The following is a 21,991-nucleotide window of genomic DNA, read 5'->3' as shown; positions in this document are numbered from 1 at the left end:
AGCGATGATAAAAAATAGTGCATTTATTCACCGTAATGAGTTTTAGCACGAATGATTAAGACGATGCAGCGACCATCTTCTATTCGATAGATAATCCGATCTTGAAAGCTAAGTCGGACGTAATAATAGCTTTTTAAGTCGCCAATCAGCGGTTTGCCGGTTTCTGGCGAGATTGAGATTTTGTTGCGCAGAATATCTTTGAGCTTGGCTTTCAGCTTTGGGGTGAGTTTGGAGATGTCTTTTTGTGCCTGTTTAGTGAATTCGATTTGATAACGCTGACAACTCACAAAGGCTCTCCAAATACCTCTTCAAAACTTGCGACCTCACCCGCATCTGCTTCAAGAACAGATTGGCTAAAGGCTTGCTTAAAGCCGGGTTGCGATAACAGGTGCAAGGTTTCTTGCAGGCTTTCATAATCATCAGCCGACATGATGATGGCATTGCCCGATTTATGTTGAACCTGAATAATCTCGTGCTGCTGATTGGCTTGTTTAATGATTTCAAAAAACGATTTTCTGGCTTCTGTCGCTGTTATGGTGGTCATGATTATCTACCTTGGTTACGTACTTAATAGTGTACCACTTTTTCATTGATGGTAAGAATTTTAGGGTGAATGGTTGCAAGTGATGAGCTGAGTCCTCAAATCCTAGCAATAATCTCACCTTCAAAATCCGCCTAGGTTGGCTTGCAGATGCCGGCTTAGGCGTTGTTGGTCAGCAAGATATCATCTAACGATAAGCCTTCTTTTTGCCAGTTAATGACGGTGAGGATTTGCTGCAGATGCGTGTGGGTGTAATAGGCGGATAAACTAGAAAAACGATGGAGTTGCTAGAGTCACTTGTTTTTGTAGTGCAAATATATACAGTGTATATACAAATTTATTATCGAGGGGATTCGCCATGAGTGTTGCAATAGATACCAAACAAAAGTGGGGTAATGGTCTTGGGTTAAGGGTGTCTGGTTTAATGCGTTCAGTTGTCGCCGCGAGCCTAGTGCAGACGCTGTCTTGGAAAGAACGAAAAGTAACGTTTATTACGAAAGCTGAAGCGGGGGTTTTAAATTCTGTGTTACAGCGATTGCTTCCGCTTATGGGTGCTGCAGACTTCTGCTCGCGATAATCTATGACGCAAGCGTCAAATCCTGCTTAAACTCCGCCATAAATGTCATCAACCGCGCCAGGATGTTATCCACACCGCCGGCGATATTGGATTCAACATTCAGTGCTAACACGGGATCATGCAGCGATAGCCTGAGCAAAAACCAGCCTTGTTCATCGTCGGCTTGGCAGGCTACGCGAATACCTTCGTAATTATTGGGTACTTGCCGCCAGCCAGGTTGTTTTGCCACATAGTGAGTCAAGGCATCCAGCACCTGTTGGCCATAGTGTTGGAAGTCGGGCTGCAAAATATGAAAGCGGCGTTCTTGTTCTTCAACCGGTTCTTGCAGAGTGGCAATCAGGCTGGTTAACGACAGATTTAGTAGTTTTGCTTTGGCCAGCTCAATAAGTAAAAGCGTGACCAAGTAGGCGCCGTCATCTAAAAAGTAGTTGTCTTTTAGCGCGGCATGACCGGAGGTTTCTATGGCTAAGGGCGTTAATACACCTTGGTTATTTAACCGGATCGCTTCGTTGATGACGTTTTTATAGCCACGTTTAAAGCGATGATGCTTGCCTTGCAGCTGGTGTTCAATAAAATCAGTTAAGCCGTCAGAGGTGACAGAATCGGTAACAATCGTTGCACCCGGTGCGTCTTTAAGTAGGATGGCGGCCATCAGCGCAATTAAACGATTGCGGTTAATGGCCTGTCCGTGTTCATCGACGGCAGCACTGCGATCTACATCAGTATCAAAAATCAGGCCTAGGTCAGCCTGGTGATGCACTACGGCAGCACAAATTGATTGCATCGCTTGAGCATCTTCGGGGTTGGGCACATGATTGGGAAAATGACCATCAGGCGCTAAAAATTGGCTGCCTTGGGTATCTGCGCCAAGCGGCTGCAAAACCTTATCGACAAAAAAGCCGCCGGCACCATTGCCGGCATCAACAATAATCTTTAGGCCTTTGAGTGGCTGATGATAGTCACTAGGGTGGTTAATGGCTTGGCGCACCTTGTTCACTAAATCGGCGGCATAGATAGACATGTAATCGAGGGTGTTGACTGGCTGTTCGCAGGCCTGGTGGGGCGATTGCGCCGCGAGCCTAAGTAGTTGATGAATATCTGGCTTGTCTAAGCCCCCTGCGTCGGTAAAGAATTTAAAGCCATTGCGATTAAAGGGCAGGTGGCTCGCGGTGATCATCACTGAGCCATCAAACACGTCCTGATCGAGTGCAGGTTTAACCGTGGCCATAAACATCGCGGGGGTTGAAGCCAAGCCAAAGTCGGTTACCGCAACGCCCGTAGCCATTAATCCCTCGGCTAAGCCCTGTGCTAAATCCGGTCCCGATAAACGACTATCACGGCCAATGGCGACCTTGAGTTCAGCAGCAGGCTTGTTGAGTTTGGCCGATAGCCACTGCGCAAAGGCTTGGCCAATCGAGTTGGCATGGGAGGCGGTTAAATTAACCGGTTGATCGGCGATGCCGAGGAGCGCCACGCCTCGAATGTCTGAACCATTTTGTAATTGCACCCATGACGCCTGTTCCATAGACCACCTCGTTTAAATGATTAACGCTGTTTAGAGTATAACGCGGGGTGTGACGGTTGAATTAGGTTTTCGGCGGGATTAATTTTTCCAAAGAGTAGATTAAGGCTTTAAAATAACGAACATTATGTTGGGAGGGTTGCCATGGCATCGTTATTAGATCAAATGAAAAAAGCAGGGCTGGTGAATGAGCACAAAGCCAAGCAAGCTAAAAAAGAAAAATATCAACAAACTAAAAAACAGCAGCAAGGCATGTCAAGCAGCGAAAAAACGCCAGCTGAATTGGCCGCTGAGGCCGCAGCGCAAAAAGCTGACAAGGATCGCCAGTTAAATTTAGCGCGCCAGCAACAGCAGGCAGCAAAAGCCAAGCAGGCCGAACTGAAACAGATTTTGTCCGTGCATGGTCTAAGCCACTATAGCGGCGAGCAAAGGTTTAATTTTGTGGACGGCACCCAGGTAAAAACCTTGGCGGTGAATACGAAAACCCATGCAGGCCTGGTGGCCGGGGCGATTCGTATTGTGCGTTGGGAGGGGCGCTATGTTTTAGTGGCCGCTGAGCAAGTGGATAAAATTAACCAGCGCGATGACCAGGTGTTGATACCGCTTGCGAACGAGGCAACAGCCGATGATGGCTTGTCGGATGAAGACCGTGAATATTATGCTAAGTTTGCCATTCCAGATGATTTGGTTTGGTAAATGATTTAAGACAATTTAAAAAAGATAAAAAAATAAAAATACCCACTATGAGGATACTTAGTGAACCACTCAACTGATCATAAAACGCTTAGGTTGCTACAAAACATTATTGATCATGCACCGGTTAGATTATTTTGGAAGGATCGGAGCGGACGCTATTTAGGTGCTAATAAACTCTTTTTAGCCGACGCTCAGATGACAGCGGATCACTTACTGGGCAAAACAGATTTTGATTTACCTTGGAGCAAGCAAAAGCAACAAGAATATTTTGATGAGGATAAAAAGTTGATTGAGCAAGGCGGAAAACTGCTTGCTCGAGAGGATCATGATCTAAATAGTGAGGGTGAATTACGAGTATGGTTAACCTCTAAAGTGGCGTTGCGAGATGATGAAGGTTGTGTAATAGGGATGCTTGGCAGCTATGAAGATATTACAACCTTTAGAATGATGGAAACCCAGTTAGAAAAACAAACCGCCCTATTAACTCATCAACGCTATCACGATAGTCTGACCCAGCTGGCCAATAGAGTATTGCTACAGGATCGCATGCAGCACGCTATTGAAAAATGTCGCCTACACCAACAGCACTTTTCGGTCTATTTTATTGATTTGGATATGTTTAAAAAGATTAATGACTCGCTGGGTCATGAGTTAGGGGATCGGGTGATTTGTGAGATTTCACGAAGACTAAGCTTGTTAATCCGTGGCGAGGATACCTTGGCGCGGCTAGGGGGTGACGAATTTGTCATTTTATATGAGTCCTTTGACCAACTGCACGAAATTAGTCTCTTGGCACAAAAAATTAACGAGGTGATTGCACGTCCTATTAAACTGGCTGAGCATGAGTTTTATTTGTCAGCGAGTATCGGTATTAGCCTCTATCCTGAAAATGGCAATACAGTCGACAATTTATTACGATGTGCGGATGCGGCCATGTTCCGTGCAAAGGATTTGGGCCGGAATCAATTTCAATTTTACACCGAAGACCTAACCCATAAAGCGGTTGAGCACATTGCAGTGCAAGCAGGCCTAAGGCAAGCGCTTAAACGTAACGAGTTTGAAGTTTATTATCAGCCTCAGGTCGATGCATACTACGACACAATTATTGGTGTAGAAGCGCTAGTGCGTTGGCTACATCCTCAGCAAGGCTTACTATCGCCAAACCACTTTATTCCTATTGCTGAAGAAGCAGGCATTATGTGGGAGATTGATCGCTGGGTGATCGATCATGCTACCATGCAGTTTAAACAATGGCTGGATGCAGGTTTAAATCCAGGCAAATTGTCGTTAAATTTAAGTGTTAAACAACTACAACAAGCTGATTTTATTGAATGGTTGCAGATTTGTTTAGATAAAAATGCCTGTAAGCCAGAGTGGTTGGAGTTTGAGTTAACTGAAACTGAATTGATGACAAACTTTGAGCTTATGATTTCGCGACTGCTGACTTTGGAGGAAATGGGTATCAGTTTAGCGATTGATGATTTTGGCACAGGTTATTCCTCGCTCGCTTATTTAAAGCGTTTACCGATCAAAAAAATTAAAATTGATAAGTCCTTTATTAATGATTTGCCCTTGGATGAGGATGATGCGGTGATTACCCGAACGATTATTGCCATGGCTGATCAGTTGGGTTTGAAAGTCTTGGCCGAGGGCGTTGAAACACCGGCACAAAGAGCGTTTTTACTTAAAGAACAGTGTTCAACAATTCAAGGCTATCTGTATAGTCAACCTGTCGATTCAGAGCGACTGGTTGAATTGCTGATAAAAGGATTTTAAAACCTTTTATAATAGTGTCAGTCGGGTGCTATGTGGTTGCCCGTCATTTTTAATTGAGAATTTTATGAAAAAAACCTTTGCTTTAACCCACGAAAAAATTGCTCCAGCCCGACTTGTAGATGCCATTAAACATGAGGTTCGTAAGTATTTAAAACGCGAACGCGCAAAAGCTTTGCCATCAGGCGTGGATTTTTGGGACTTTGCTTGTAAATTGGGTGCCGATGCGGCAACGAGCAAAAGCCTTCACCTAGCCGAATTAAATGGCGCGCTAGATCAAGCTGAAAAAGATCAGTGGCCGCAATGCTACATAGAAATTGTGGCGAAACCTGGCCATCGCAACCCTAAATCTTAAGGTTTGATAATGCTATTTCGCTCATCCGTTCGGTTTATTGCACTAATCATGTTAATTGGTTTAGGTTTTGTATCGCTTAATAGTCAAGCAAGCACGAGTGTGCCCACTCTGTCGATTGAATTTCATGAAGCGAGTCAAGCCTATGCACTGGGCGATTATGTGACAGCTTATAAGATGTTTTTGCCTATGGCTGAGCAAGGTAATGTATTTGCTCAATTTGCATTAGGTCAGATATACCGCTTTGGGCAGGGGCGTGAAATTAATTTTGCACCATCTTTGTATTGGTACCAGCAGGCGGCTAAGCAAGAGTACGGGGTGGCACAAAGCCACCTAGGTGAAATGTATCTGCAGGGGTTGGGTACGGAGCCTGACAAAGTGCAAGCGGCTTATTGGTTTAACCGGGCTTGTGAAAATCGCTGTTCAGAAGGCTGTAAAAACCTGGCAGCTCTAAGTAACGAGTGATCGTTTATGGTCGTATCGCTGCTAGTTCTTTAGTAACGCGTTGATTTCTTGTTCAAGCGCGGCGCGATCAACGAGTTGGTCAAACCAGTCGTCAAATGCATTAGGGTGCATCAGCCCTAATAGCACACCCAATATCATGCCTCGATGTGCGTTATCACCGCCTAAATTGGCGTTGGCTAGCAGGCCTGCTATAGGGTCCTGTGCGTATTTATGCGCTAAATACAGCACACTTGGCCAAGAATCACTGATATAACAAGCCGATGAAAACACTTGGCCGACCACCTCGCGATCCGTTAGGTTTTTATCAAGCAGTTTTGGCATGTTGAATCCGCTGTTTTTCGCGGTGTGCTCTAGCTGCAGACGCGCGTCGTCTGGGTTAGCGGTGTGCCAAAGCGCGACTATTAAGCTGACGTACTGGTCACATACTTTTGCCAAGGATGCATCAGGATGGGTTAAATAAAGATGCTGTTTAGCCTGTTGTTGAATGCTAGCCAAGTCTGCGCCGTGTAAATGGGCGGCAAAAACCAGTGGGGCGAGGGTAACCAGCCCGCCAACCGATGCGGTATCGTGGGTCACCGCTGCACATTTTTCTGGTGGGATGCCTTGGATGTAGTTGGCAAAAAACCCACGATGATAGGATTCGGCATAGGTGTCAGGGTGTTGAGCGGGATCGGCGGTCATAAACGCAATATAGTCGGCTAAAAATGTCTGCGGATTATAGTGGCCTTGCTGACGTGCAAGGTTACGCATCAGCAAACGTGCGCAATGCGCGTTGAGGGTATTGTCACCGGCTTGCATGCCCTGATGGTAGTGTTGAAAGTGTTGATCCCAAAATGCCCGTTTTCCTTTTAAAATCACCTCGCCAATAATGTGGGGTTGCGGCTGTTTGTGTGCGTTTTTGCATCCGCCCGCTGCAGTGGAATGCAATGACATGATCGATGATGGATGGTGTTTCGGCGCGGCTTCAAATTGGGTAATGCCGCCGTTAAACGCCTGCTCGATATCATATACCCGATAAAACCAATGAGCAGGCATGGCGAGACTATCACCAATAAACATAGCTTGCAGCGCACTGCGGGCTTGGGCGTGTTCGAGGTTGGGGTGTGTCATGGTGGCTCCATTAGTGACGGTTAAGTTGTTTGGCTGAGCGCGTTTGGTCGATTAAGCGACATAAATGGGCAAGGCCATCAATTAGTCGTGCCGTCGGGCGCTGGTATAGATCGGCATTTAACATAAAAATTTGGTTGGTTTGCTGAGCGGTTAACAAGGGTATGGCTTGCCAGCTGGTTAACCAGGCCTGCTGCACCTCGCCCATGCCACCGAGTAATATCAAATCTGGGTTGGCGTTAATCACCGCTTCACGACTCACATGGGGCGCGAGGGCCGTTTGGTCAGCAAAAATATTGATTCCACCACACAGTGCCATCGCCTGACCAATAAATTGTTCGTCATTGACGGTAATCAGTGGTTGGTTCCATACTTGGTAAAACACCTTGACGGGGCTTTTATCTTGATACTGCGCGCGTAAATAGCTGAGTTGTTGGCGTAAGCGTTCGGCTTCTGCGTGCGCTGTGTCAGTTTGGTTGGTCAGTCTACCGATTTCTTCAATTAAATTTGGAATGTCATCGAGTTGTTGGGTATCGCGCACCAATACACGAAAGCCCATGTTTTGTAAGCGGGCAATGTCTTGCGGTTTATTACTGGCGCGCCAGGCAAGAATTAGATCAGGCTGAAGTTCGATAATTCGCTCAAGATTAAGATTATCAAAGTGACCTATTTGGCTAATTTGAGTAGCCTCAGCAGGGTAGTTTGAATAACTCACCACACCTACCAGTTTATCGCCGGCCCCGGCGGAAAACACCAACTCGGTTAGACTGGGCGCAAGTGAAATAATCCGCTCTACGGGTTGTGCCAATCCGGGCATAGACAGCAGCGATAGCAGGCCTGCTATTAGGTAATAGGTCATTTTACGATACACATTCATTACAGATCGATGCCTTTTTGCGCTTGAATACCGCTTTTATAGGCATGTTTCTCGTCTTTGATTTCAGATACCGTATCCGCAAGTTCACGCAGTTCGGCAATCGCTGAGCGCCCGGTGACCACTACATGCTGCATCTCGGGTTTTTGGCTTAGGCCATTCAGCACCTCATCCTTATCGAGATAGTCGTAGCTGAGTAGGTAGGTCAGTTCATCTAACACAACCAGATCATAACTTGAATCGGTCAGCATCTTCATGGCTACCTGCCAGCCATTTTTTGACGTGGCGATGTCCTGTTCGCGGTTCTGCGTATCCCAGGTAAATCCATCGCCCAATACATGCCATTCACAATTTGGGAACTGACTAAAAAACGCTTCTTCACCGGTGTCGGTGCGGCTTTTAATAAATTGACAGACCCCGACCTTCATGCCGTGACCTAACGCACGCGCCACCATGCCAAATGCTGAAGTCGATTTGCCTTTGCCATTGCCGGTAATCACCAGCAGCAGGCCTTTTTTCTGGTCGGCACGCGCAATAGCGGCATCAATTTGCGCCTTTTTGCGCGCCATACGGATTTTATGAAATTCGGATTTTTGCGAGTCTGTATGCATGTTTCTATCACCTTTAAAAATAAGCGTACAGTGTACAAAAAGTTCAACAAGGCTGTTGATTAAAATGGGTAGATTCTAGGGGCAAGCGAGACAAAATCTTGGCCTGTGGCATAATGCCTTAGATGATTTAATAGGGTTGAGCATGAATCTGTTGCATTGTTTTAAGCATTGGCGGATTAGGCGTATTTTGAGGCGTTATCCGGTTAATCGGTTGATTTGGCGTCGGCTTATGCGTGAGGATGTGTTATTTAGCGGATTAAGTTCGGTGCAAAAAGCTTATTTGCGTGAACTGACCACGCTGTTTATTCAGCAGAAACGTTTCCATGCGGCACAGGGGTTAGAACTCACCGAGGTCATGCAGATCAAAATCACAGCTCATGCTTGTTTATTGATTCTGGAATTGGGTTTGGATTACTACCAAGGCTGGCGGGATATTATTGTTTATCCCGAGGCGTTTTGGGTTGAACGCGATGAAACGGATGAGAATGGCATCGTGTCGCATCAGCAGCGTGTGTTAGGCGGTGAAGCTTGGTTAAGTGGGCCGGTGGTGTTGGCTTGGCAGGATTTTGATAGGGAAACCCATCAGTTTGCAGCCGGACGTAATCTAGTTTTGCACGAATTTGCACATAAGTTGGATATGTTAAATGGCGCGGCAAATGGTAAGCCACCTTTGCATTCGTCTATGGATCATCACGCTTGGACGCTGGCGTTTAGCCAAGCGTTTGAACAATTGCGCCATCAGCTCGAACAGGGGCAAACATCGACTTTGAATCCTTATGCCGCTAGTGAACCGGCTGAGTTTTTTGCGGTTAGCACGGAATATTTTTTTACCGCTCCTGATCATCTCGCGCATCACTTTCCCCGTGTTTATCAGCAGTTGAGTCTGTTTTATCGTCAAGACCCACTAACTTGATTGGGTTGAACAAAATTGGGTTTGTTGACGGAGTCGAGATAGAGTTGTTCAACTTGCATGCGCGCCCAAGGCGTTTTTCTTAAAAATTTAAGACTGGACTTGATCGAGGGGTCTTTGTTAAAGCAGTTGATGCGAATTAGATTGCCCAAGCCAATCCAGCCATAGTAGTCAACGAGTGCGACCAGCATTTTCTCAAGCGTCACGCCATGCAGTGGGTTGTTAGCTTGGCTGTTCATCTGGATACTTCTTGAAGTTGAGTCCAGTGACATTCGCAGTCACCGCTATCGGTTGCAATATAGGCCGAATCGTCGGTTAGGCTGATCGAAAAATCCATCGTGCGGCTAACTCGTTTGGCCAGCGCCTGAATTTCATCCCAGTTGAACCGAATAATATCCACCTTGAGGCTTTGTAGCTTGGTTTGGTTTTGTGACCACCAAACGTCTGATTTGGAATTGAAACTGTAGATTTTGGTGGTGCGAGCCAAGCGGCTGGCTTTTTTTATGCGCTCGAGGCTAGGTTCACCCACATCAACCCAAAGTATCAGTTGGTCATCCAATGTTTTAGCCCAAAGGTCCGGCTCCTCAACGGCGCTTAAGCCTTTAGTAAATTCTAGTTTGTTGTTGGGATCGGTATCGACATTTAAACAGTATGCCAGTACACGCATCATCATGCGCTCCAAGTTTTCAGAGGGGTGTTGCGCCAGTGTTAAGTTAAGGGTTTGATATAAATGACGGTTCATATCCGACAGCGCAATACTAAATTTGTATATGGTTGGTTTTAACGCCACGTTATGATCCTGTTTTATTTTAAATGCTGATTAGTATAGCAAGCTTTTGTCGCAAGACCGCTTATTGCTTTGATGGGCGGAATGTTGAATTTTTAGGCTTAACGATTACCAACCAGATGGCATTTTTTGCAATAATGCAGCTCAAAGCCATCTGCTGTGAGTTCAAACTGGCCTTTTGCTATTGCGCTACGCCATTTGGCTGTTTGTTCAAAACCGCCCAGAGGGAAGAGGTGGCAACCTGTAATCTTCGCCTCAGGCGTTTTTAATGTGTAATCTGCTAAATCACGAATGAGCTTATTGGGTGCCTGGAGTGATAAGAGTTTATGAATGTTTTTGGCTTGTTTGAGCAGCAGGTTTTTCGATGCGCCAATACCGCAGGCCTGTGCATGACCTATCAAAGATCTAAGCGAGGCGATGCCTGGAATGCCGACATGAACCGCTAACGGATTGCCTTCTTCTCGAATGCGTTCAATCCAGTCAATAATGGGTTGTGCTTCAAACACAAATTGGGTGACCATGTACATATCAATCTCGCTCACTTCGGAAAATTGAATTTTCCGTTGCTTATGCGCCTTTAAGCTAGCCGGTGCAATATCGGGACAGCCCTCAGGGTGGGCTGCGATACCGATGGATTGAATACCGTATTTTTCAAACAGGCCGGTTTCTAACATTGAAATAGTATCTGAAAATGCGCCCGCTGGCTGTTTATCAGCGCCGGCTAGTGCCAAGATTTGAGTGACACCACATTCTTCTGTTGCAGTCGCAAGTTGGAGTTCAAGCTGCGCTCGGTTTTTAAAGCGTCTGGCAGTAAAGTGAGGCACAGGGATCATGCCTTCGTTTGCAAGTCGTTTACAGGTGTGAAGGGTGTCGGCAAAATCCATACCAGGCAAGGCGGTGACATAAACGGGCGTGTTTGGTTGCAAAAAATCGGCAACATTTGCAACGCTGAGTGCGCCCTTGGGGGTGACTTCGATAGAACTATGTTTGATTAAGTGGGTAATGGTGGGTTTCATTTTAATGTTTGAATATTTGAATGTTTTCCGAGCCTAAGCGATAAAGTGTTGTTCATCTAAACCAGCGGTTATAAATGCGTGCTTTGCCAATGACAGCATCATGGGTGGGCCACATAAGTAAACACGGTGGGCGGTTAAATCTGGGTAATCATCTACAACCTTTTCGTGTACCGCGCCGGTTTCGCCTTGCCAATCCGCATCAGGTTCAGAAACCACGGCGCTGTATAGGATGTTTTGGTGCTGGTGTGCCAGTCCAAGCATTTAGAAACAGAACTCTTTAAGCGGAAAACCCACCCATTAGCGTTTACCCCTGCCGGGCGCTTATCGTTAGACAGCGCGGACAATTTTGCCGCAGATGCAGCAACTTGAACGGCAGTTAGACATGTTAATCCAAGGCGAGACAGGGCGTTTGTGGATTGGTATTGATTGCCATACCTGTTTTGAATGGATCTTGCCGTTGTTGAAGCCTTATCTGGAGGAATGGCCGAGTGTTGATTTCGATATCGTACCCAGTTTTCAAGCGCCGCCTTTACAAAAGTTGCAGCAACAGCAGGTAGATTTTGTGGTGACGTCTGACCCTGAAAAAATAGAGGGCATAGACTACACCGCGCTATTTAGTTACGAGCTGGTTGCGGTTTTGCCACCCAATAGTGAATTGGCAAAAAAAGACTATTTGTTGCCGGAAGATTTTAGTGACCAGACCTTGATTACCTATCCGGTGCCGGAACAGAAATTGGACGTGTTTAAACAATTTTTAAGGCCAGCCGGCATTGAACCCCAAGCGGTCACCTATTCGGAATTAACGCTTATGATGTTGCAAAGAGTGGCCGCATGCAGAGGGATTTGTGTGCTGCCGCAATGGTTGCTTGATAATCAGGTTGATTTCCAACACCTGCCGCACCGCACCTTAGGTAAAAAAGGCCTATGGACTAAACTCTATGCCGCCACGCCGCAAGTGCTGACGCAACAGCCCTATATTCAAGAATTCATTCAGTTAATAGCCAATGAGATGGATGTTTAATTCTTCGGCTTGCTCGATTTTTAGCACTTAAGAATGAATCGTTTTAGCCAATACACTTTCAACCCATTTATTCATGCTTTGACCACTTTGTTGCGCCGATTTCAAGGCAGCGGCGTGAATTTTTGGCGAAATACGCAGCATTAATTTGCCACTGGCAGGCTTCTCAGGCACTTGTTCAAGTTGTTCACAGGCTGCTAAATAATCATCAATGGATTGATGAAACACTTGTTCAAATCCGTCAACTGATTCGGCATGAAAACTGATAATGTCGTCAATGTTAAGCACGCGCCCGACAATAATTTTATCGTCCGGATCAAACTCCATGCTTGCACTGTATCCTTTATAAGTCATGATGTTTTTCATGGCTTGACTCCTAATTTTAGTAAAAACTCGCGTACTAATTTAACGCGATATTTAAGCGCTTCCTTTTGTGGGTGCGGGCGATGAAAGTAAGCGCGTTTGCCATCCTTTTCAAAGGTCACTGATGAACCGGAACCTTCAATCACTTGGCACCCTAATGCAACGAGCAAGCTTTCAATTTTTGACCACTCAATATTGCCGTTGACGGGGTCGTTAAAAAGAGTAGCGAGGGTTTTTTGATGTTTGTTATTCATGTTATTATGATAGCACTTTTATATTTATGTGCAATCATGCTTTGCTTGCTTAAATAAATCATGTCGTTGTGTTATTAATGGCCTGGCAGATAACCAGGCCTGGTAAACTCAGAAAGGGTCGCTAAAGCGTTAAAGTGCTGCACGAATCCCGATGAAAAACTGGGTTCCACCGTTGCCATAGACTTGTGAGGGTCTAGGGTTGGTGGCAGGAAAATCAACTACGTTGATAACATAGTCCTCATCCAGTAAATTAACCACTTTACCATGTAGGCTTAGATGGGAATTAATCTGGTATTGAGCATTAAGGTCCACGACGAAATACTCACCAATTTGCGCACCTTCTCGATTATTGGCTGAAAACTGTTGTCCCATATAGCGAGTTTCAACGCCAAGTCTAATATTTTGTAAACCATGATAAGTGAGCTCTAAATAACCTGTATGGTCAGGACGATAGGCAAGTGTATGATTTTGCTGGTTTTTGGCTTCTAACCAAGTTAGATTTAGCGCCACATCGGTGTACAATGACGATAAGGTGTGGAGGTATTCAAACTCGATGCCTTGTTCACGCGTTTTGCCATCGGTGTTTACAAAAAAATTGTTTGGGAAAAACCCCTGCCCAGCAATAAGATCCTCTGTTTCTCGCTCAAAATAGGTCATGCTTGCACCATATAATCCGAGTGTCATTTCATAGCCCACCACCGACTCTGGTTTTAACTTATTGGGATTGGCCGGTGTAGTGGCCTGAAAAATGGAGGGTGGGTTATATCCGGTTGCATAGTTAGCTGAAACGAAAATTTGATCATTGAAATAGTTCTTGATGCCGAGGCGACCCGTTATGGCATCTTTGAATTCATCGTAGCGATCAAATCGAATCGCTTGATCAGTGTATAAGTGATCATTGAAGGCAATAAGATTCGATAATCCGATACCATTATTGGTATAACTTGATTGCGGATTGAAATTCGTTTTTCCTTCAAATGTGGTTTGATGCGCTGATATAGCTACTTTATTGGCTTGATTATAGGTGTAGTCTGCTGAACCGGTTAGCTTAGTCACACTCCCTTCGGTTATAAAACCGCTTGAAAACTCGCGTTCAATGCTATTTTCTTTTGCACTGAGTGAGAGGCCTAAGCCATTGTTGTTAAAACGATAGGTCAGCATTTTTTGGGTGTCGTTGTAGGTATTAAAACTGGTTTTGTCGTTAGGGTTGGTTGGAAATCCTCCATCAAACTGATTGGTTGAATCGGATTGGCTAATGAATGTTTCTATACGGTGATGAGAAGAGGGATTAAAGCCCACTGTGAAGGCGCGAGATTGCTGAGTAAAACCATCACGCTCAAATTTTAGGCCATTTTCTTTGAAGGGTTTTACCGCTGAAAAACCATCGGTTTCGCGTTGCTGCAAACTTAATGAGAAATCAATCTGCTCATTGCCAGCGGCTAAATAAGTATTTAATTGATGACTACCATGAGTGCCGAGTTCAAAAAACACTTCGGCGGCTTGTTCACCGGTGCGGGTAATGATATTAATGACCCCTGCGGAGGCATTCGCCCCCCATATACCGGATTGTGGGCCTTTGAGTACTTCAATACGTTCAACATTACTTAATCTCAAATTGGCGATATCTGCACCAAAACCAGTCGTGTCGGTCATCTCGATGCCGTTAACTAAAACAAGAATATGGCGATCTGCAGACGACACCCCACGCATGAAAATTGAGGTTGATTGTCCTATACCGCCATTGTGACGAATAAACACGCCCGGTACACGGCTAAGGGCTTCGGCGAAGGTTTGATATTGACCCTGTTCAATCTCCTCCCGCGTAATAACGTGCATATTAGCGGTTACGGAGCGCTGGGTTTGTTCGGTGTTATTCGCCGTGACTACTATTTGTGACAGTCGATTTTCAGCCGCCACCAGGCCTGGTGATAGCGCAAGAGCAACAATAAGGGGGTTTAGGGTCAGGTTTTTGGGTTTGTGTAACATGGATATGTCCTTCAATTCATTTAGTATGAACGAAGGCAAAACGGACTTAACCCAAAGCCATGCAACAACGCGCAGGATGCTTTAGGTGTTTCGAGTTTTAACGCGAAATTTTTACAAGTTCCCGTATTGCCCACCGCAATAGGTTAGTTTGAAGCAAGCTTCAAGACCTAAGGCCGGTATCCGGGCTGAGGAGCAGTTTCCTTTCCCTTCCCAATTCAGTGGCTTGCACCTGGCTGAATCAGTGGGTTATTAAAGGTCTTCTCCATCACCGTTGCGGGGGCAGCGTTCGATTTGAGGCTGGTTAGCCTCGTACGACTCTTCCCGTTTAACGCAGTATCTAAACCGCGCACCTTTAGGTTGTGCAAATTATAGAGGGTTAAAGGATTTATTCAATCTTTGTTTTCAGGCGATTGGGCGTGTTTATCGGCCATTTTTTTCGCGAGTTTATTGGCAAGTTGATAAGAAAACCAAAATGCGGGGGTGATAATCATAAAGGTGAACAGGGCCGTGAGTCCCGACTCCATCAAACCATTGTCTTGCCACAGCATCACTAAACCGACGGCTAAACTGAGTAGTGCGCTGTTGCGAAGGGCGCGTTTGAGCGGATTGAATAACATGATGTAAGCCTTTGTTGGATGGGTTTAAGGTTAGTTGATTAATTGCATTAAGCAGGCCTGGTAGGCAAGCTCGTCAGGCGCTTGTTGGTTTTTTTGGCTTTGCCACAGGGCTTCGGCCAAGCATTCCATCATCGCGTGTTCCGCCTCTAACACACTGCCTAGTTTTAAGCTTAACACCCGGTGAACCTGCGCGATACCGGCAGGGCGGTCGGTGGCGACTTGTTCACGAATGCCCAAGTGCATTCCCATGTGCAAAAACGGATTGGTTTCGCCCATTTCGGGCAGGTATTCGTTTTTGATATGTTGGCGGTTTTCGAGCATTTTATGGTATTCCGGGTGTTGCTCAATCACCAATGCGATTTGCTGCTCCAACGCATCGAGCGGTTGATTAGCGCGCGCTTTTTGCCAAATATCGGCATAGTGTTGGCGCAGTTTGTCACGTTCTGAAGTGTACATACGTTCTGTTACTCTTTTATGAAAAGGGTGTTGAATTGCATCACCAGACCTGGTTATTCAACATAACCTTCTTTGTCTTTAAATTCACACAGGTCAAAAATGACGCAACTGCCGCAGCGGGGTTTGCGCGCCATACAGGTGTAGCGGCCGTGCAGAATCAGCAAATGGTGTGCATCCATCAAATGTTCTTTGGGGGTGAATTTTAACAGCTTCTTTTCGACTTCAAGCACATCCTTGCCCGGTGCAATTTTGGTGCGATTGGACACGCGGAAAATATGGGTATCGACCGCCATCGCAATTTGGCCAAACGCGGTATTGAGCACCACATTGGCGGTTTTGCGACCGACGCCGGGTAGGGCTTCGAGGGCTTCACGGGTTTGCGGCACTTGGCTGTTATGCAATTCGATCAGCATCTTGCAGGCTTTGATAATGTTCTCGGCTTTGGAGTTAAACAAACCAATGGTTTTGATATAGCTTTTTAACCCGTCCACACCGAGGGCATAAATGGCTTCCGGCGTATTCGCCACCCGAAAGAGTTTGGCCGTGGCAATATTGACGCCTTTATCCGTTGCCTGCGCTGACAAAATCACCGCAATCAACAGTTCAAATGGATTGCTGTAATTCAACTCGGTTTCCGGCTCAGGAATCGCTTCGGCAAGTCGATCAAAAATCTGTTGGCGCTTGAGTTTGTTCATAATCTAGAGTGTCTTTACAACTGGCTGGGTTTCACTTCAACCGGGATAGTTGTAAGGGCGGTTTTTTTGACTTTTTGGTCAACTAGGTTTTTAAGGGCAATCAGTAGACCAAGGGCAATAAAGGCACCGGGTGGCAGAATGGCTAGCATCACTGGGTTGTAACTGTCGGGCAAATGTAAAGTCCAGTTTTGCGCCACATCGCCAAACAATAACCAGGCCTGGTCAAACAGAGTACCATTACCAATCAGCTCACGTAATGCGCCTAACACCATCAGCACCAACGTAAAGCCTATGCCAATAAACAGGGCATCAACAATCGATTTATCAACGGGGTTTTTGGAGGCAAAGGCTTCAGCACGTGCCAGAATCGCGCAGTTGGTTACAATTAAGGGAATAAAGATCCCCAAAATACCATGTAGAGTATAAAAGTAGGCGTGCATCAGCATGTCAATGACCGTCACGGCACAGGCAATAATAGCGATAAATACTGGGATACGAATCTCTGAAGGGACATGATCACGAATCAGCGAGACCAAAATATTGGAGGTGAGCAGGACCGCCATCGTGGCGAGTCCTAACCCGAGTCCATTAACGGTGTTATTGGTCACAGCCAGTAACGGACATAACCCCAGTAGGGCGACTAGGGCCTGGTTATTATTCCACAGGCCTTTTTGGGCAATATCTTGATAGTCTTGCCATTTTTGTTGCCATGCACTAGTCATAGAGGCGTGTTCCTTGATGATTAACATAGTCAAGCGTGTTTTTAACCGCTTTTATCACTGCGCGTGGCGTGATGGTTGCACCGGTAAATTGTTCAAACTCGCCGCGATCGCGTTTGACGGCCCAGGTGTGGGCATTGGTTTCAGTGAGTTGACGACCATCAAAACTTAAAATCCAATCGTCTTTCCGCAGTTCAATTTTATCGCCAAGCCCGGGGGTTTCACGATGATTTAACACCCGTACCCCGGCAATACGACCATCTGCAAATACACCGACCAATATACGGATGTTACCACTATAGCCATCGGGTGCAATCGTCTCAATTACCAGGCCTGCTGGCTCACCATTAAGACGTGCCCGATAAATGGGCATCGGCTGTGTTGTGCCGAGTGCGTCAGGGGCACTGACCCAAGTCATATCTTCAATTAAATTGTTGTCGTAATAGTGAGTAGGCATCACTTGATTAAGTGTGTTAAGCATGACTTGGCGTTCAACTGCAGCGATTTTGGGTTGGGTAAAACTATTAACAGCCACTAAAATGCTGATGCTGACGACGACAAACAAGCCTAGCAGGCCTGCTGCTCGTAACATGGTAGATGGAAGGGGCGAAGGTGTCATCGGCTGTGTCCTACTACTCTGGGTTGCGTATAACGGTCAATTAAGGGTACAGCGATGTTCATTAACAAAATAGCAAAGGCTATCCCGTCTGGGAAGCTGCCCCAGTTACGAATGACATAGACCAACACGCCAATACCCGCGGCATAGATTAAGCGACCATAGGGCGTAGTGCTAGAGCTGACTGGGTCGGTGATGATAAAAAAAGCGGCCAGCATGGTACCACCAGCGAGTAAGTGGAAACTCACTGGGGCGTAGACGTCAGGGTTTAGGCTGTGAAAAAACCAAGCCGTAATAATCAGTGCGCCTAAAAAACCGACTGGGTATTGCCAGCGAATTGTGCGGGTGAAGAGTAAGTAGAGTCCACCCACAAAAAAGGCAATATTGACCCATGCCCAGGCATTGAGGCCAAACCAACCGCCGCCAATCAGTGGGGTCATCATGACATTAATGGCAGACGCGCCTTCATGTAAACTTGAACGCATTAAACTCAGTGGGGTCGCGCCGGTGTAAATATCGGGCTCTTGGCTGATACCAAATAAAATCAGTTGGAAGGTGTCCCAAAATGAACGGTGCAAACCGGTTAGCTCAGTCGGTAAGGTCCATTGCGTCATTTGTGCGGGAAAGGAGAGTAGCAAAAAGGCATAACCTAGCATCGCGGGGTTAAAGGGGTTATAGCCTAAGCCGCCATATAAATGCTTGCCGAAAATTAACGCAAATGCACTGCCCGTTACCACAACCCACCAAGGCGATTCAGGAGGAATACAAAACACTAAGCCTGTGACGGTAATCAGCGCGCTGAAATCCGTCATATTTGGCAGCAGTGGTCGTCCGCGCAGCTTGAGCATGACATATTCCACTAGCAGCGCGGTGGCCACGGCTAAAAACCATTGAATGACTATGCCGTACCCAAACAGTAATAGGTGAACGACCAAGGCCGGCAAAGCGGCCAGTTGTACTTGGAGCATCACTTTTTGGACTGAGCTGTTATTGTGCGCAAAGGGTGAACTGGTATAAATATTATGCATCGGATGATTCCTGTTGCGCTTTTTTAGCAGCGGCACGGGCTTTAGCGGCTGCCATCGCAGCCTTGCGTTTTTCTTCAGCTGAAGGCGCGGCTGGTTCGGATTTTACGTCTGTGGAATCCGCTTTTTTAGAGGATGCGGCAGCGGCGGCTTGGCGTGCTCGGGCGGCCTGCATGGCTTTTTCTCGCGCTGATAGCTTGGGTGCGGATGTTTGTTCAGGTAACGGAGCGCCTGGATTAGAATTGTTTGTTGCAGTTTGCGTCTCTTTGTCGGCCGGTTTCGGTGTTTCAGCCGCTTGGGCTTTAACCGCGGCTTTTTTAGCCGCTAATTTAGCTTCCCGTTCAGCCTTGTCACGCTCTATGCGAGCCAGGCGCGCTTCATGTCGTTGTTTAGCTTGTTCAGCCAGCGCGGCTTGTGCTGTTTGTTCACGAATTTCAGCCTTAGCATTCCGATAATACTGCACTAGGGGAATATGGCTGGGGCAGACGTAAGCACAGCAGCCACACTCGATACAGTCAAAGAGTTTGTAATCGTTGACCTTGTCAAACTCCTGCGCCTTGGCATGCCAATAAAGTTGTTGCGGTAGCAGGTTGATTGGGCAGACCTCGGCACATTCGCCACAGCGAATGCACGCCATGGCCTGATGAGTCGGTTCAGGCGGGTTGGCGAGAATGCAGTTAGTGGTTTTTATGACCGGCACATGATTGTTGACTAAGCGCACGCCCATCATTGGACCGCCCATAATAAGTGGGTAGTTGATGGGGGACGAGGGCTTGGCCAGCATCGCGAGTTCATCAAAGGGGGTGCCTATCATCGTCTCAATGTTAAAAGGTTCTGTTAGCCCGTGCCCAGATACGGTGACAAACCGCGATACTGAGGGTAGGTCTAAGTCAATGGCATGGTGAATCGCCCGCAAGGTAGCGACGTTCATCATCACTAGGCCAATATCGATCGCATGTTTGTTGTGGGGGATTTCTAGACCGAGTAGTTCTTGAATCAGCTGTTTTTGACCGCCCATCGGGTAAACGGTCGCGACTTCAATCAATTGAATATTAACGCCAGGGTAAGCCACTTGAGCGGCTAGGGCTTGGCGCACGGCTTTAATCGCATTGGGTTTATTGCTTTCAATCGCAAAAATGATAGTGGGAATCTCGAAAGCTTTGGCCAGTGCCTGTGCACCAGCGAGTATTTCAGCCGGATGGGTTTGCATGAGCATATCATCACAGGTGATAAAAGGTTCGCATTCGGCGCCATTGATAATAAGGTGTTTAACCAGGCCTGGTTGATTGGGTAATTTGGCATAACTTGGAAAGCCCGCGCCGCCCATACCCACCACGCCGGCATTTAAGATGATATTTTTAAAATTAGCAATAGGGTCCTGAGTGGTATGAATAGACAGGTGTGGTTGCTTGAGCGGGGTGGGATGAGCCTCATCCAAGCCATCAGGTTCAATCACAATGGCCATTTCTGCCAGACCCGAAGCATGGGGTAAAGGTTGTGGCGCTATAGCGACTACTTTTCCTGAAGTGGGCGCGTGTAACGGCACACTGCGTGGCGCGAGCGCTGCTGCGATAACCTGATATTTTAGTACACGCTCTCCAACCTCAACACAGGCGGTAGCCGGCTCGCCCATATGTTGTTGCAAAGGCAGGATCAGTTTTTTGGGCATATAGCCTTGGCGTAGTGGTTGCCTAAGTGCAAGGTCTTTATGATAGTCTGGGAAAATGCCACCGTGAAACTTGTAAAGCCAGTGTTTAGCTGTGGGAACAAATTGACTTAGTTTGGCAATTAATTGGTGCGTGACATCGCTCATCTTGGCGAGATGGGTAATCATGACGTCATCCCCTTGATCTCGACCGGAATGCGGGCCACGGCATTGGGTTGAGGCCATTTCCAATTTTTACTGCTGACTTCTTCAGTGACCATGCTGATGCAATCGACTGGGCAGACTGGAATACAAAGCTCACAGCCGGTGCATTCTTTAGCAATGACCGTATGCATCATTTTGGTCGCGCCGAGTATCGCATCCACCGGGCAGGCTTTAATACACAAGACACAGCCGATACATAGATTTTCATCAATTAAAGCGACCATCGGTGGCTTAGGTTCCGTAGCCTCGGCTGCCATCGGCTTAGGGTCTTTTTTTAAAATCTCGGCGATTTCAAGCATAGTGGGTTCGCCACCTGGAATGCACAGATTGACTTCTGCTTCACCCTTCGCGAGTGCCTCGGCATAGGGTTTACAACCCGGGTAGCCACACTGACCACACTGAGTTTGCGGTAGCTTTTGATCAATCATATCGGCAAGTGGATCACCTTCTACCTTAAAGCGCACCGCCGCATAGCCCAGTAATAAGCCAAAAGCGACCGCTAGCGCTAAAAATAGAAGGATACCTAACCACGCACTCATGGCAGCATCCCTCCAAAGCCCATAAAGGCTAAGGACATTAAGCCAGCGGTAATTAACGCAATGGGGGCGCCTTTGAAGGGGGTGGGAACATCACCGGCATCAATGCGTTCACGTAATGAGGCAAAAAGTACCATCACTAGAGTGAACCCTATGGCTGCGCCCATACCAAAGACCGCCGATTGCAAAAAGTTATGATCTTCACCAATATTAAGTAGCGCGACACCGAGGACCGCGCAATTAGTAGTAATGAGCGGTAAATATATGCCAAGCACTTGATAAAGTACCGGACTGGTTTTGTGGATCGCCATTTCTGTAAAGCCGACCACGGTTGCAATCGCTAAAATAAACCCAATGGTACGTAGGTATTCAAGCTCGAAAGGTACGAGCAGGTAAGTATAGAGCAGGTAGCTCAATACGGATGATAGCGTGAGAACAAAGGTGGTGGCGAGCCCCATGCCTAATGCCGCATCGGTTTTTTTGGACACACCCATAAACGGGCACAGGCCAAGAAACTTGACCAGTACGAAGTTATTGACCAATACCGTGCTGATTAGAATAATGGCATATTCGGTCATGGTGTTCTCAGTGATTAAAGTTTACTT

The 21,991-nt window shown here is 46.6% G+C and carries 28 protein-coding genes, 1 pseudogene and 1 riboswitch; of the genes and pseudogenes, 6 read left to right on the top strand and 23 right to left on the bottom strand.

Translation table 11 applies throughout. From position 1 onward, the window contains the following. Nucleotides 1-23: 23 nt before the first annotated feature. The 4 genes and pseudogenes from THIAE_RS06650 to THIAE_RS06635 form a co-directional block, all read right to left on the bottom strand. The gene (locus THIAE_RS06650; protein ID WP_006461035.1) at nt 24-287 is read right to left on the bottom strand and encodes a type II toxin-antitoxin system RelE/ParE family toxin; all 264 of its coding nucleotides are present in this window, start codon (nt 285-287) and stop codon (nt 24-26) included. Further along, nucleotides 284-544 carry a type II toxin-antitoxin system Phd/YefM family antitoxin gene (locus tag THIAE_RS06645; protein ID WP_006461034.1) on the bottom strand — a complete coding sequence of 87 codons (261 nt, stop codon included), beginning with the start codon at nt 542-544 and terminating at the stop codon, nt 284-286. The genes THIAE_RS06650 and THIAE_RS06645 overlap by 4 nt, the downstream gene beginning before the upstream one ends. Before the next feature lie 155 nt (nt 545-699). After that, a pseudogene (locus THIAE_RS11015) lies at nt 700-789 on the bottom strand (hypothetical protein); the annotation flags it as partial. A gap of 330 nt (nt 790-1,119) precedes the next feature. Continuing rightward, nucleotides 1,120-2,643 carry a phosphohexomutase domain-containing protein gene (locus THIAE_RS06635; RefSeq protein WP_006461032.1) on the bottom strand — a complete coding sequence of 508 codons (1,524 nt, stop codon included), beginning with the start codon at nt 2,641-2,643 and terminating at the stop codon, nt 1,120-1,122. Nucleotides 2,644-2,784: 141 nt separating this feature from the next. On the opposite strand from THIAE_RS06635, the gene THIAE_RS06630 reads away from it, so the two are divergent. The 4 genes from THIAE_RS06630 (at nt 2,785) to THIAE_RS06615 (ending at nt 5,926) form a co-directional block, all read left to right on the top strand. Then, on the top strand, nt 2,785-3,336 hold the full coding sequence (locus THIAE_RS06630) for a DUF2058 domain-containing protein (RefSeq protein ID WP_006461031.1): 552 nt from the start codon (nt 2,785-2,787) through the stop codon (nt 3,334-3,336). A gap of 60 nt (nt 3,337-3,396) precedes the next feature. After that, complete coding sequence (locus tag THIAE_RS06625) at nt 3,397-5,112, top strand: putative bifunctional diguanylate cyclase/phosphodiesterase (RefSeq protein ID WP_006461030.1); 1,716 nt, start codon at nt 3,397-3,399, stop codon at nt 5,110-5,112. Between the two features lie 64 nt (nt 5,113-5,176). Beyond that, nucleotides 5,177-5,464: a DUF6172 family protein gene (locus THIAE_RS06620; RefSeq protein ID WP_006461029.1), complete on the top strand. Its 288-nt coding sequence runs from the start codon at nt 5,177-5,179 to the stop codon at nt 5,462-5,464. A gap of 9 nt (nt 5,465-5,473) precedes the next feature. Continuing rightward, nucleotides 5,474-5,926: a tetratricopeptide repeat protein gene (locus tag THIAE_RS06615; protein WP_006461028.1), complete on the top strand. Its 453-nt coding sequence runs from the start codon at nt 5,474-5,476 to the stop codon at nt 5,924-5,926. 21 nt (nt 5,927-5,947) lie between these two features. Here THIAE_RS06615 and THIAE_RS06610 read toward each other — a convergent pair whose 3' ends face one another. Genes THIAE_RS06610 through cobO form a run of 3 tightly spaced genes read right to left on the bottom strand, consistent with a single transcriptional unit; the run spans nt 5,948 to nt 8,518 of the window. Next, nucleotides 5,948-7,036: an ADP-ribosylglycohydrolase family protein gene (locus THIAE_RS06610; protein WP_006461027.1), complete on the bottom strand. Its 1,089-nt coding sequence runs from the start codon at nt 7,034-7,036 to the stop codon at nt 5,948-5,950. 10 nt (nt 7,037-7,046) lie between these two features. After that, nucleotides 7,047-7,910: a cobalamin-binding protein gene (locus tag THIAE_RS06605; RefSeq protein ID WP_006461026.1), complete on the bottom strand. Its 864-nt coding sequence runs from the start codon at nt 7,908-7,910 to the stop codon at nt 7,047-7,049. After that, nucleotides 7,910-8,518, bottom strand: coding sequence for a cob(I)yrinic acid a,c-diamide adenosyltransferase (gene cobO, locus THIAE_RS06600; protein WP_006461025.1), 609 nt, complete (start codon nt 8,516-8,518; stop codon nt 7,910-7,912). Before cobO ends, THIAE_RS06605 begins: the two co-directional genes overlap by 1 nt. Nucleotides 8,519-8,660: 142 nt before the next feature. Between cobO and THIAE_RS06595 the strand changes: the two genes are divergently transcribed. Next, the gene (locus tag THIAE_RS06595) at nt 8,661-9,431 is read left to right on the top strand and encodes a M90 family metallopeptidase (protein ID WP_006461024.1); all 771 of its coding nucleotides are present in this window, start codon (nt 8,661-8,663) and stop codon (nt 9,429-9,431) included. On the opposite strand, the gene THIAE_RS06590 is transcribed toward THIAE_RS06595, so the two are convergent. From THIAE_RS06590 to THIAE_RS06575, 4 genes are all read right to left on the bottom strand, one after another. Further along, entirely contained in the window at nt 9,413-9,667 is a 255-nt protein-coding gene (locus THIAE_RS06590; RefSeq protein ID WP_006461023.1) for a VF530 family protein, read from the bottom strand. The two genes, THIAE_RS06595 and THIAE_RS06590, sit on opposite strands and share 19 nt — an antisense overlap. After that, nucleotides 9,664-10,218 carry a YaeQ family protein gene (locus THIAE_RS06585; protein ID WP_006461022.1) on the bottom strand — a complete coding sequence of 185 codons (555 nt, stop codon included), beginning with the start codon at nt 10,216-10,218 and terminating at the stop codon, nt 9,664-9,666. The genes THIAE_RS06590 and THIAE_RS06585 overlap by 4 nt, the downstream gene beginning before the upstream one ends. Nucleotides 10,219-10,316: 98 nt before the next feature. Further along, a complete protein-coding gene (locus tag THIAE_RS06580) occupies nt 10,317-11,231 on the bottom strand; it encodes a methylenetetrahydrofolate reductase (RefSeq protein WP_006461021.1) in 915 nt (304 codons plus the stop codon). A 33-nt stretch (nt 11,232-11,264) separates the two neighbouring features. After that, nucleotides 11,265-11,492 (bottom strand): ferredoxin reductase domain-containing protein, encoded by a 228-nt coding sequence (locus THIAE_RS06575; RefSeq protein WP_006461020.1) that lies wholly within the window; start codon nt 11,490-11,492, stop codon nt 11,265-11,267. A 94-nt stretch (nt 11,493-11,586) separates the two neighbouring features. Between THIAE_RS06575 and THIAE_RS06570 the strand changes: the two genes are divergently transcribed. Next, complete coding sequence (locus tag THIAE_RS06570; protein ID WP_006461019.1) at nt 11,587-12,252, top strand: LysR substrate-binding domain-containing protein; 666 nt, start codon at nt 11,587-11,589, stop codon at nt 12,250-12,252. A gap of 27 nt (nt 12,253-12,279) precedes the next feature. Here the strand turns inward: THIAE_RS06570 and THIAE_RS06565 are convergent, their stop codons facing one another. The 12 genes from THIAE_RS06565 to rsxA all read right to left on the bottom strand — a co-directional run bounded on the left by THIAE_RS06565 (nt 12,280) and on the right by rsxA (nt 21,964). Then, nucleotides 12,280-12,615 (bottom strand): type II toxin-antitoxin system HicB family antitoxin, encoded by a 336-nt coding sequence (locus THIAE_RS06565; RefSeq protein WP_006461018.1) that lies wholly within the window; start codon nt 12,613-12,615, stop codon nt 12,280-12,282. After that, a complete protein-coding gene (locus THIAE_RS06560) occupies nt 12,612-12,866 on the bottom strand; it encodes a type II toxin-antitoxin system HicA family toxin (protein ID WP_006461017.1) in 255 nt (84 codons plus the stop codon). Before THIAE_RS06560 ends, THIAE_RS06565 begins: the two co-directional genes overlap by 4 nt. A gap of 129 nt (nt 12,867-12,995) precedes the next feature. Further along, nucleotides 12,996-14,852, bottom strand: a complete 1,857-nt coding sequence (locus THIAE_RS06555) for a TonB-dependent receptor plug domain-containing protein (protein WP_006461016.1) — start codon at nt 14,850-14,852, stop codon at nt 12,996-12,998. Nucleotides 14,853-15,006: 154 nt separating this feature from the next. Next, nucleotides 15,007-15,222: riboswitch (cobalamin riboswitch) on the bottom strand. Between the two features lie 19 nt (nt 15,223-15,241). After that, a complete protein-coding gene (locus tag THIAE_RS06550; RefSeq protein WP_006461015.1) occupies nt 15,242-15,469 on the bottom strand; it encodes a hypothetical protein in 228 nt (75 codons plus the stop codon). A 30-nt stretch (nt 15,470-15,499) separates the two neighbouring features. Then, nucleotides 15,500-15,925 carry a DUF1841 family protein gene (locus tag THIAE_RS06545; RefSeq protein ID WP_006461014.1) on the bottom strand — a complete coding sequence of 142 codons (426 nt, stop codon included), beginning with the start codon at nt 15,923-15,925 and terminating at the stop codon, nt 15,500-15,502. Between the two features lie 53 nt (nt 15,926-15,978). Next, the gene (nth, locus tag THIAE_RS06540; RefSeq protein WP_006461013.1) at nt 15,979-16,620 is read right to left on the bottom strand and encodes an endonuclease III; all 642 of its coding nucleotides are present in this window, start codon (nt 16,618-16,620) and stop codon (nt 15,979-15,981) included. Nucleotides 16,621-16,634: 14 nt separating this feature from the next. Beyond that, nucleotides 16,635-17,342 carry an electron transport complex subunit E gene (locus tag THIAE_RS06535; RefSeq protein ID WP_006461012.1) on the bottom strand — a complete coding sequence of 236 codons (708 nt, stop codon included), beginning with the start codon at nt 17,340-17,342 and terminating at the stop codon, nt 16,635-16,637. Beyond that, the gene (gene rsxG / locus THIAE_RS06530; protein WP_006461011.1) at nt 17,335-17,958 is read right to left on the bottom strand and encodes an electron transport complex subunit RsxG; all 624 of its coding nucleotides are present in this window, start codon (nt 17,956-17,958) and stop codon (nt 17,335-17,337) included. The genes THIAE_RS06535 and rsxG overlap by 8 nt, the downstream gene beginning before the upstream one ends. Further along, nucleotides 17,955-18,983 (bottom strand): RnfABCDGE type electron transport complex subunit D, encoded by a 1,029-nt coding sequence (locus THIAE_RS06525; protein WP_006461009.1) that lies wholly within the window; start codon nt 18,981-18,983, stop codon nt 17,955-17,957. The genes rsxG and THIAE_RS06525 overlap by 4 nt, the downstream gene beginning before the upstream one ends. Further along, a complete protein-coding gene (gene rsxC, locus THIAE_RS06520) occupies nt 18,976-20,871 on the bottom strand; it encodes an electron transport complex subunit RsxC (protein ID WP_239232365.1) in 1,896 nt (631 codons plus the stop codon). The genes THIAE_RS06525 and rsxC overlap by 8 nt, the downstream gene beginning before the upstream one ends. Beyond that, nucleotides 20,811-21,389 carry an electron transport complex subunit RsxB gene (gene rsxB / locus THIAE_RS06515; RefSeq protein WP_006461007.1) on the bottom strand — a complete coding sequence of 193 codons (579 nt, stop codon included), beginning with the start codon at nt 21,387-21,389 and terminating at the stop codon, nt 20,811-20,813. The genes rsxC and rsxB overlap by 61 nt, the downstream gene beginning before the upstream one ends. Beyond that, nucleotides 21,386-21,964, bottom strand: a complete 579-nt coding sequence (gene rsxA, locus THIAE_RS06510) for an electron transport complex subunit RsxA (protein WP_006461006.1) — start codon at nt 21,962-21,964, stop codon at nt 21,386-21,388. The genes rsxB and rsxA overlap by 4 nt, the downstream gene beginning before the upstream one ends. Between the last annotated feature and the right edge of the window lie 27 nt (nt 21,965-21,991).

The organism is Thiomicrospira aerophila AL3 (assembly GCF_000227665.2).
Taxonomy (GTDB): Bacteria; Pseudomonadota; Gammaproteobacteria; order Thiomicrospirales; family Thiomicrospiraceae; genus Thiomicrospira; species Thiomicrospira aerophila.
Note: the sequence above shows the minus strand (reverse complement) of the source record. Positions and strands in the feature narration are given on the sequence as shown.

Bases quoted from the DNA above. Each gene is read 5' to 3' on its own strand.
- THIAE_RS06645 (WP_006461034.1), bottom strand. From the start codon at position 544: ATGACCACCATAACAGCGACAGAAGCCAGAAAATCGTTTTTTGAAATC.
- THIAE_RS06635 (WP_006461032.1), bottom strand. From the start codon at position 2,643: ATGGAACAGGCGTCATGGGTGCAATTACAAAATGGTTCAGACATTCGA.
- THIAE_RS06630 (WP_006461031.1), top strand. From the start codon at position 2,785: ATGGCATCGTTATTAGATCAAATGAAAAAAGCAGGGCTGGTGAATGAG.
- THIAE_RS06620 (WP_006461029.1), top strand. From the start codon at position 5,177: ATGAAAAAAACCTTTGCTTTAACCCACGAAAAAATTGCTCCAGCCCGA.
- THIAE_RS06615 (WP_006461028.1), top strand. From the start codon at position 5,474: ATGCTATTTCGCTCATCCGTTCGGTTTATTGCACTAATCATGTTAATT.
- THIAE_RS06610 (WP_006461027.1), bottom strand. From the start codon at position 7,036: ATGACACACCCCAACCTCGAACACGCCCAAGCCCGCAGTGCGCTGCAA.
- THIAE_RS06605 (WP_006461026.1), bottom strand. From the start codon at position 7,910: ATGAATGTGTATCGTAAAATGACCTATTACCTAATAGCAGGCCTGCTA.
- cobO (WP_006461025.1), bottom strand. From the start codon at position 8,518: ATGCATACAGACTCGCAAAAATCCGAATTTCATAAAATCCGTATGGCG.
- THIAE_RS06595 (WP_006461024.1), top strand. From the start codon at position 8,661: ATGAATCTGTTGCATTGTTTTAAGCATTGGCGGATTAGGCGTATTTTG.
- THIAE_RS06590 (WP_006461023.1), bottom strand. From the start codon at position 9,667: ATGAACAGCCAAGCTAACAACCCACTGCATGGCGTGACGCTTGAGAAA.
- THIAE_RS06580 (WP_006461021.1), bottom strand. From the start codon at position 11,231: ATGAAACCCACCATTACCCACTTAATCAAACATAGTTCTATCGAAGTC.
- THIAE_RS06575 (WP_006461020.1), bottom strand. From the start codon at position 11,492: ATGCTTGGACTGGCACACCAGCACCAAAACATCCTATACAGCGCCGTG.
- THIAE_RS06570 (WP_006461019.1), top strand. From the start codon at position 11,587: ATGCAGCAACTTGAACGGCAGTTAGACATGTTAATCCAAGGCGAGACA.
- THIAE_RS06565 (WP_006461018.1), bottom strand. From the start codon at position 12,615: ATGAAAAACATCATGACTTATAAAGGATACAGTGCAAGCATGGAGTTT.
- THIAE_RS06560 (WP_006461017.1), bottom strand. From the start codon at position 12,866: ATGAATAACAAACATCAAAAAACCCTCGCTACTCTTTTTAACGACCCC.
- THIAE_RS06555 (WP_006461016.1), bottom strand. From the start codon at position 14,852: ATGTTACACAAACCCAAAAACCTGACCCTAAACCCCCTTATTGTTGCT.
- THIAE_RS06550 (WP_006461015.1), bottom strand. From the start codon at position 15,469: ATGTTATTCAATCCGCTCAAACGCGCCCTTCGCAACAGCGCACTACTC.
- THIAE_RS06545 (WP_006461014.1), bottom strand. From the start codon at position 15,925: ATGTACACTTCAGAACGTGACAAACTGCGCCAACACTATGCCGATATT.
- nth (WP_006461013.1), bottom strand. From the start codon at position 16,620: ATGAACAAACTCAAGCGCCAACAGATTTTTGATCGACTTGCCGAAGCG.
- THIAE_RS06535 (WP_006461012.1), bottom strand. From the start codon at position 17,342: ATGACTAGTGCATGGCAACAAAAATGGCAAGACTATCAAGATATTGCC.
- rsxG (WP_006461011.1), bottom strand. From the start codon at position 17,958: ATGACACCTTCGCCCCTTCCATCTACCATGTTACGAGCAGCAGGCCTG.
- THIAE_RS06525 (WP_006461009.1), bottom strand. From the start codon at position 18,983: ATGCATAATATTTATACCAGTTCACCCTTTGCGCACAATAACAGCTCA.
- rsxC (WP_239232365.1), bottom strand. From the start codon at position 20,871: ATGGCCTCAACCCAATGCCGTGGCCCGCATTCCGGTCGAGATCAAGGG.
- rsxB (WP_006461007.1), bottom strand. From the start codon at position 21,389: ATGAGTGCGTGGTTAGGTATCCTTCTATTTTTAGCGCTAGCGGTCGCT.
- rsxA (WP_006461006.1), bottom strand. From the start codon at position 21,964: ATGACCGAATATGCCATTATTCTAATCAGCACGGTATTGGTCAATAAC.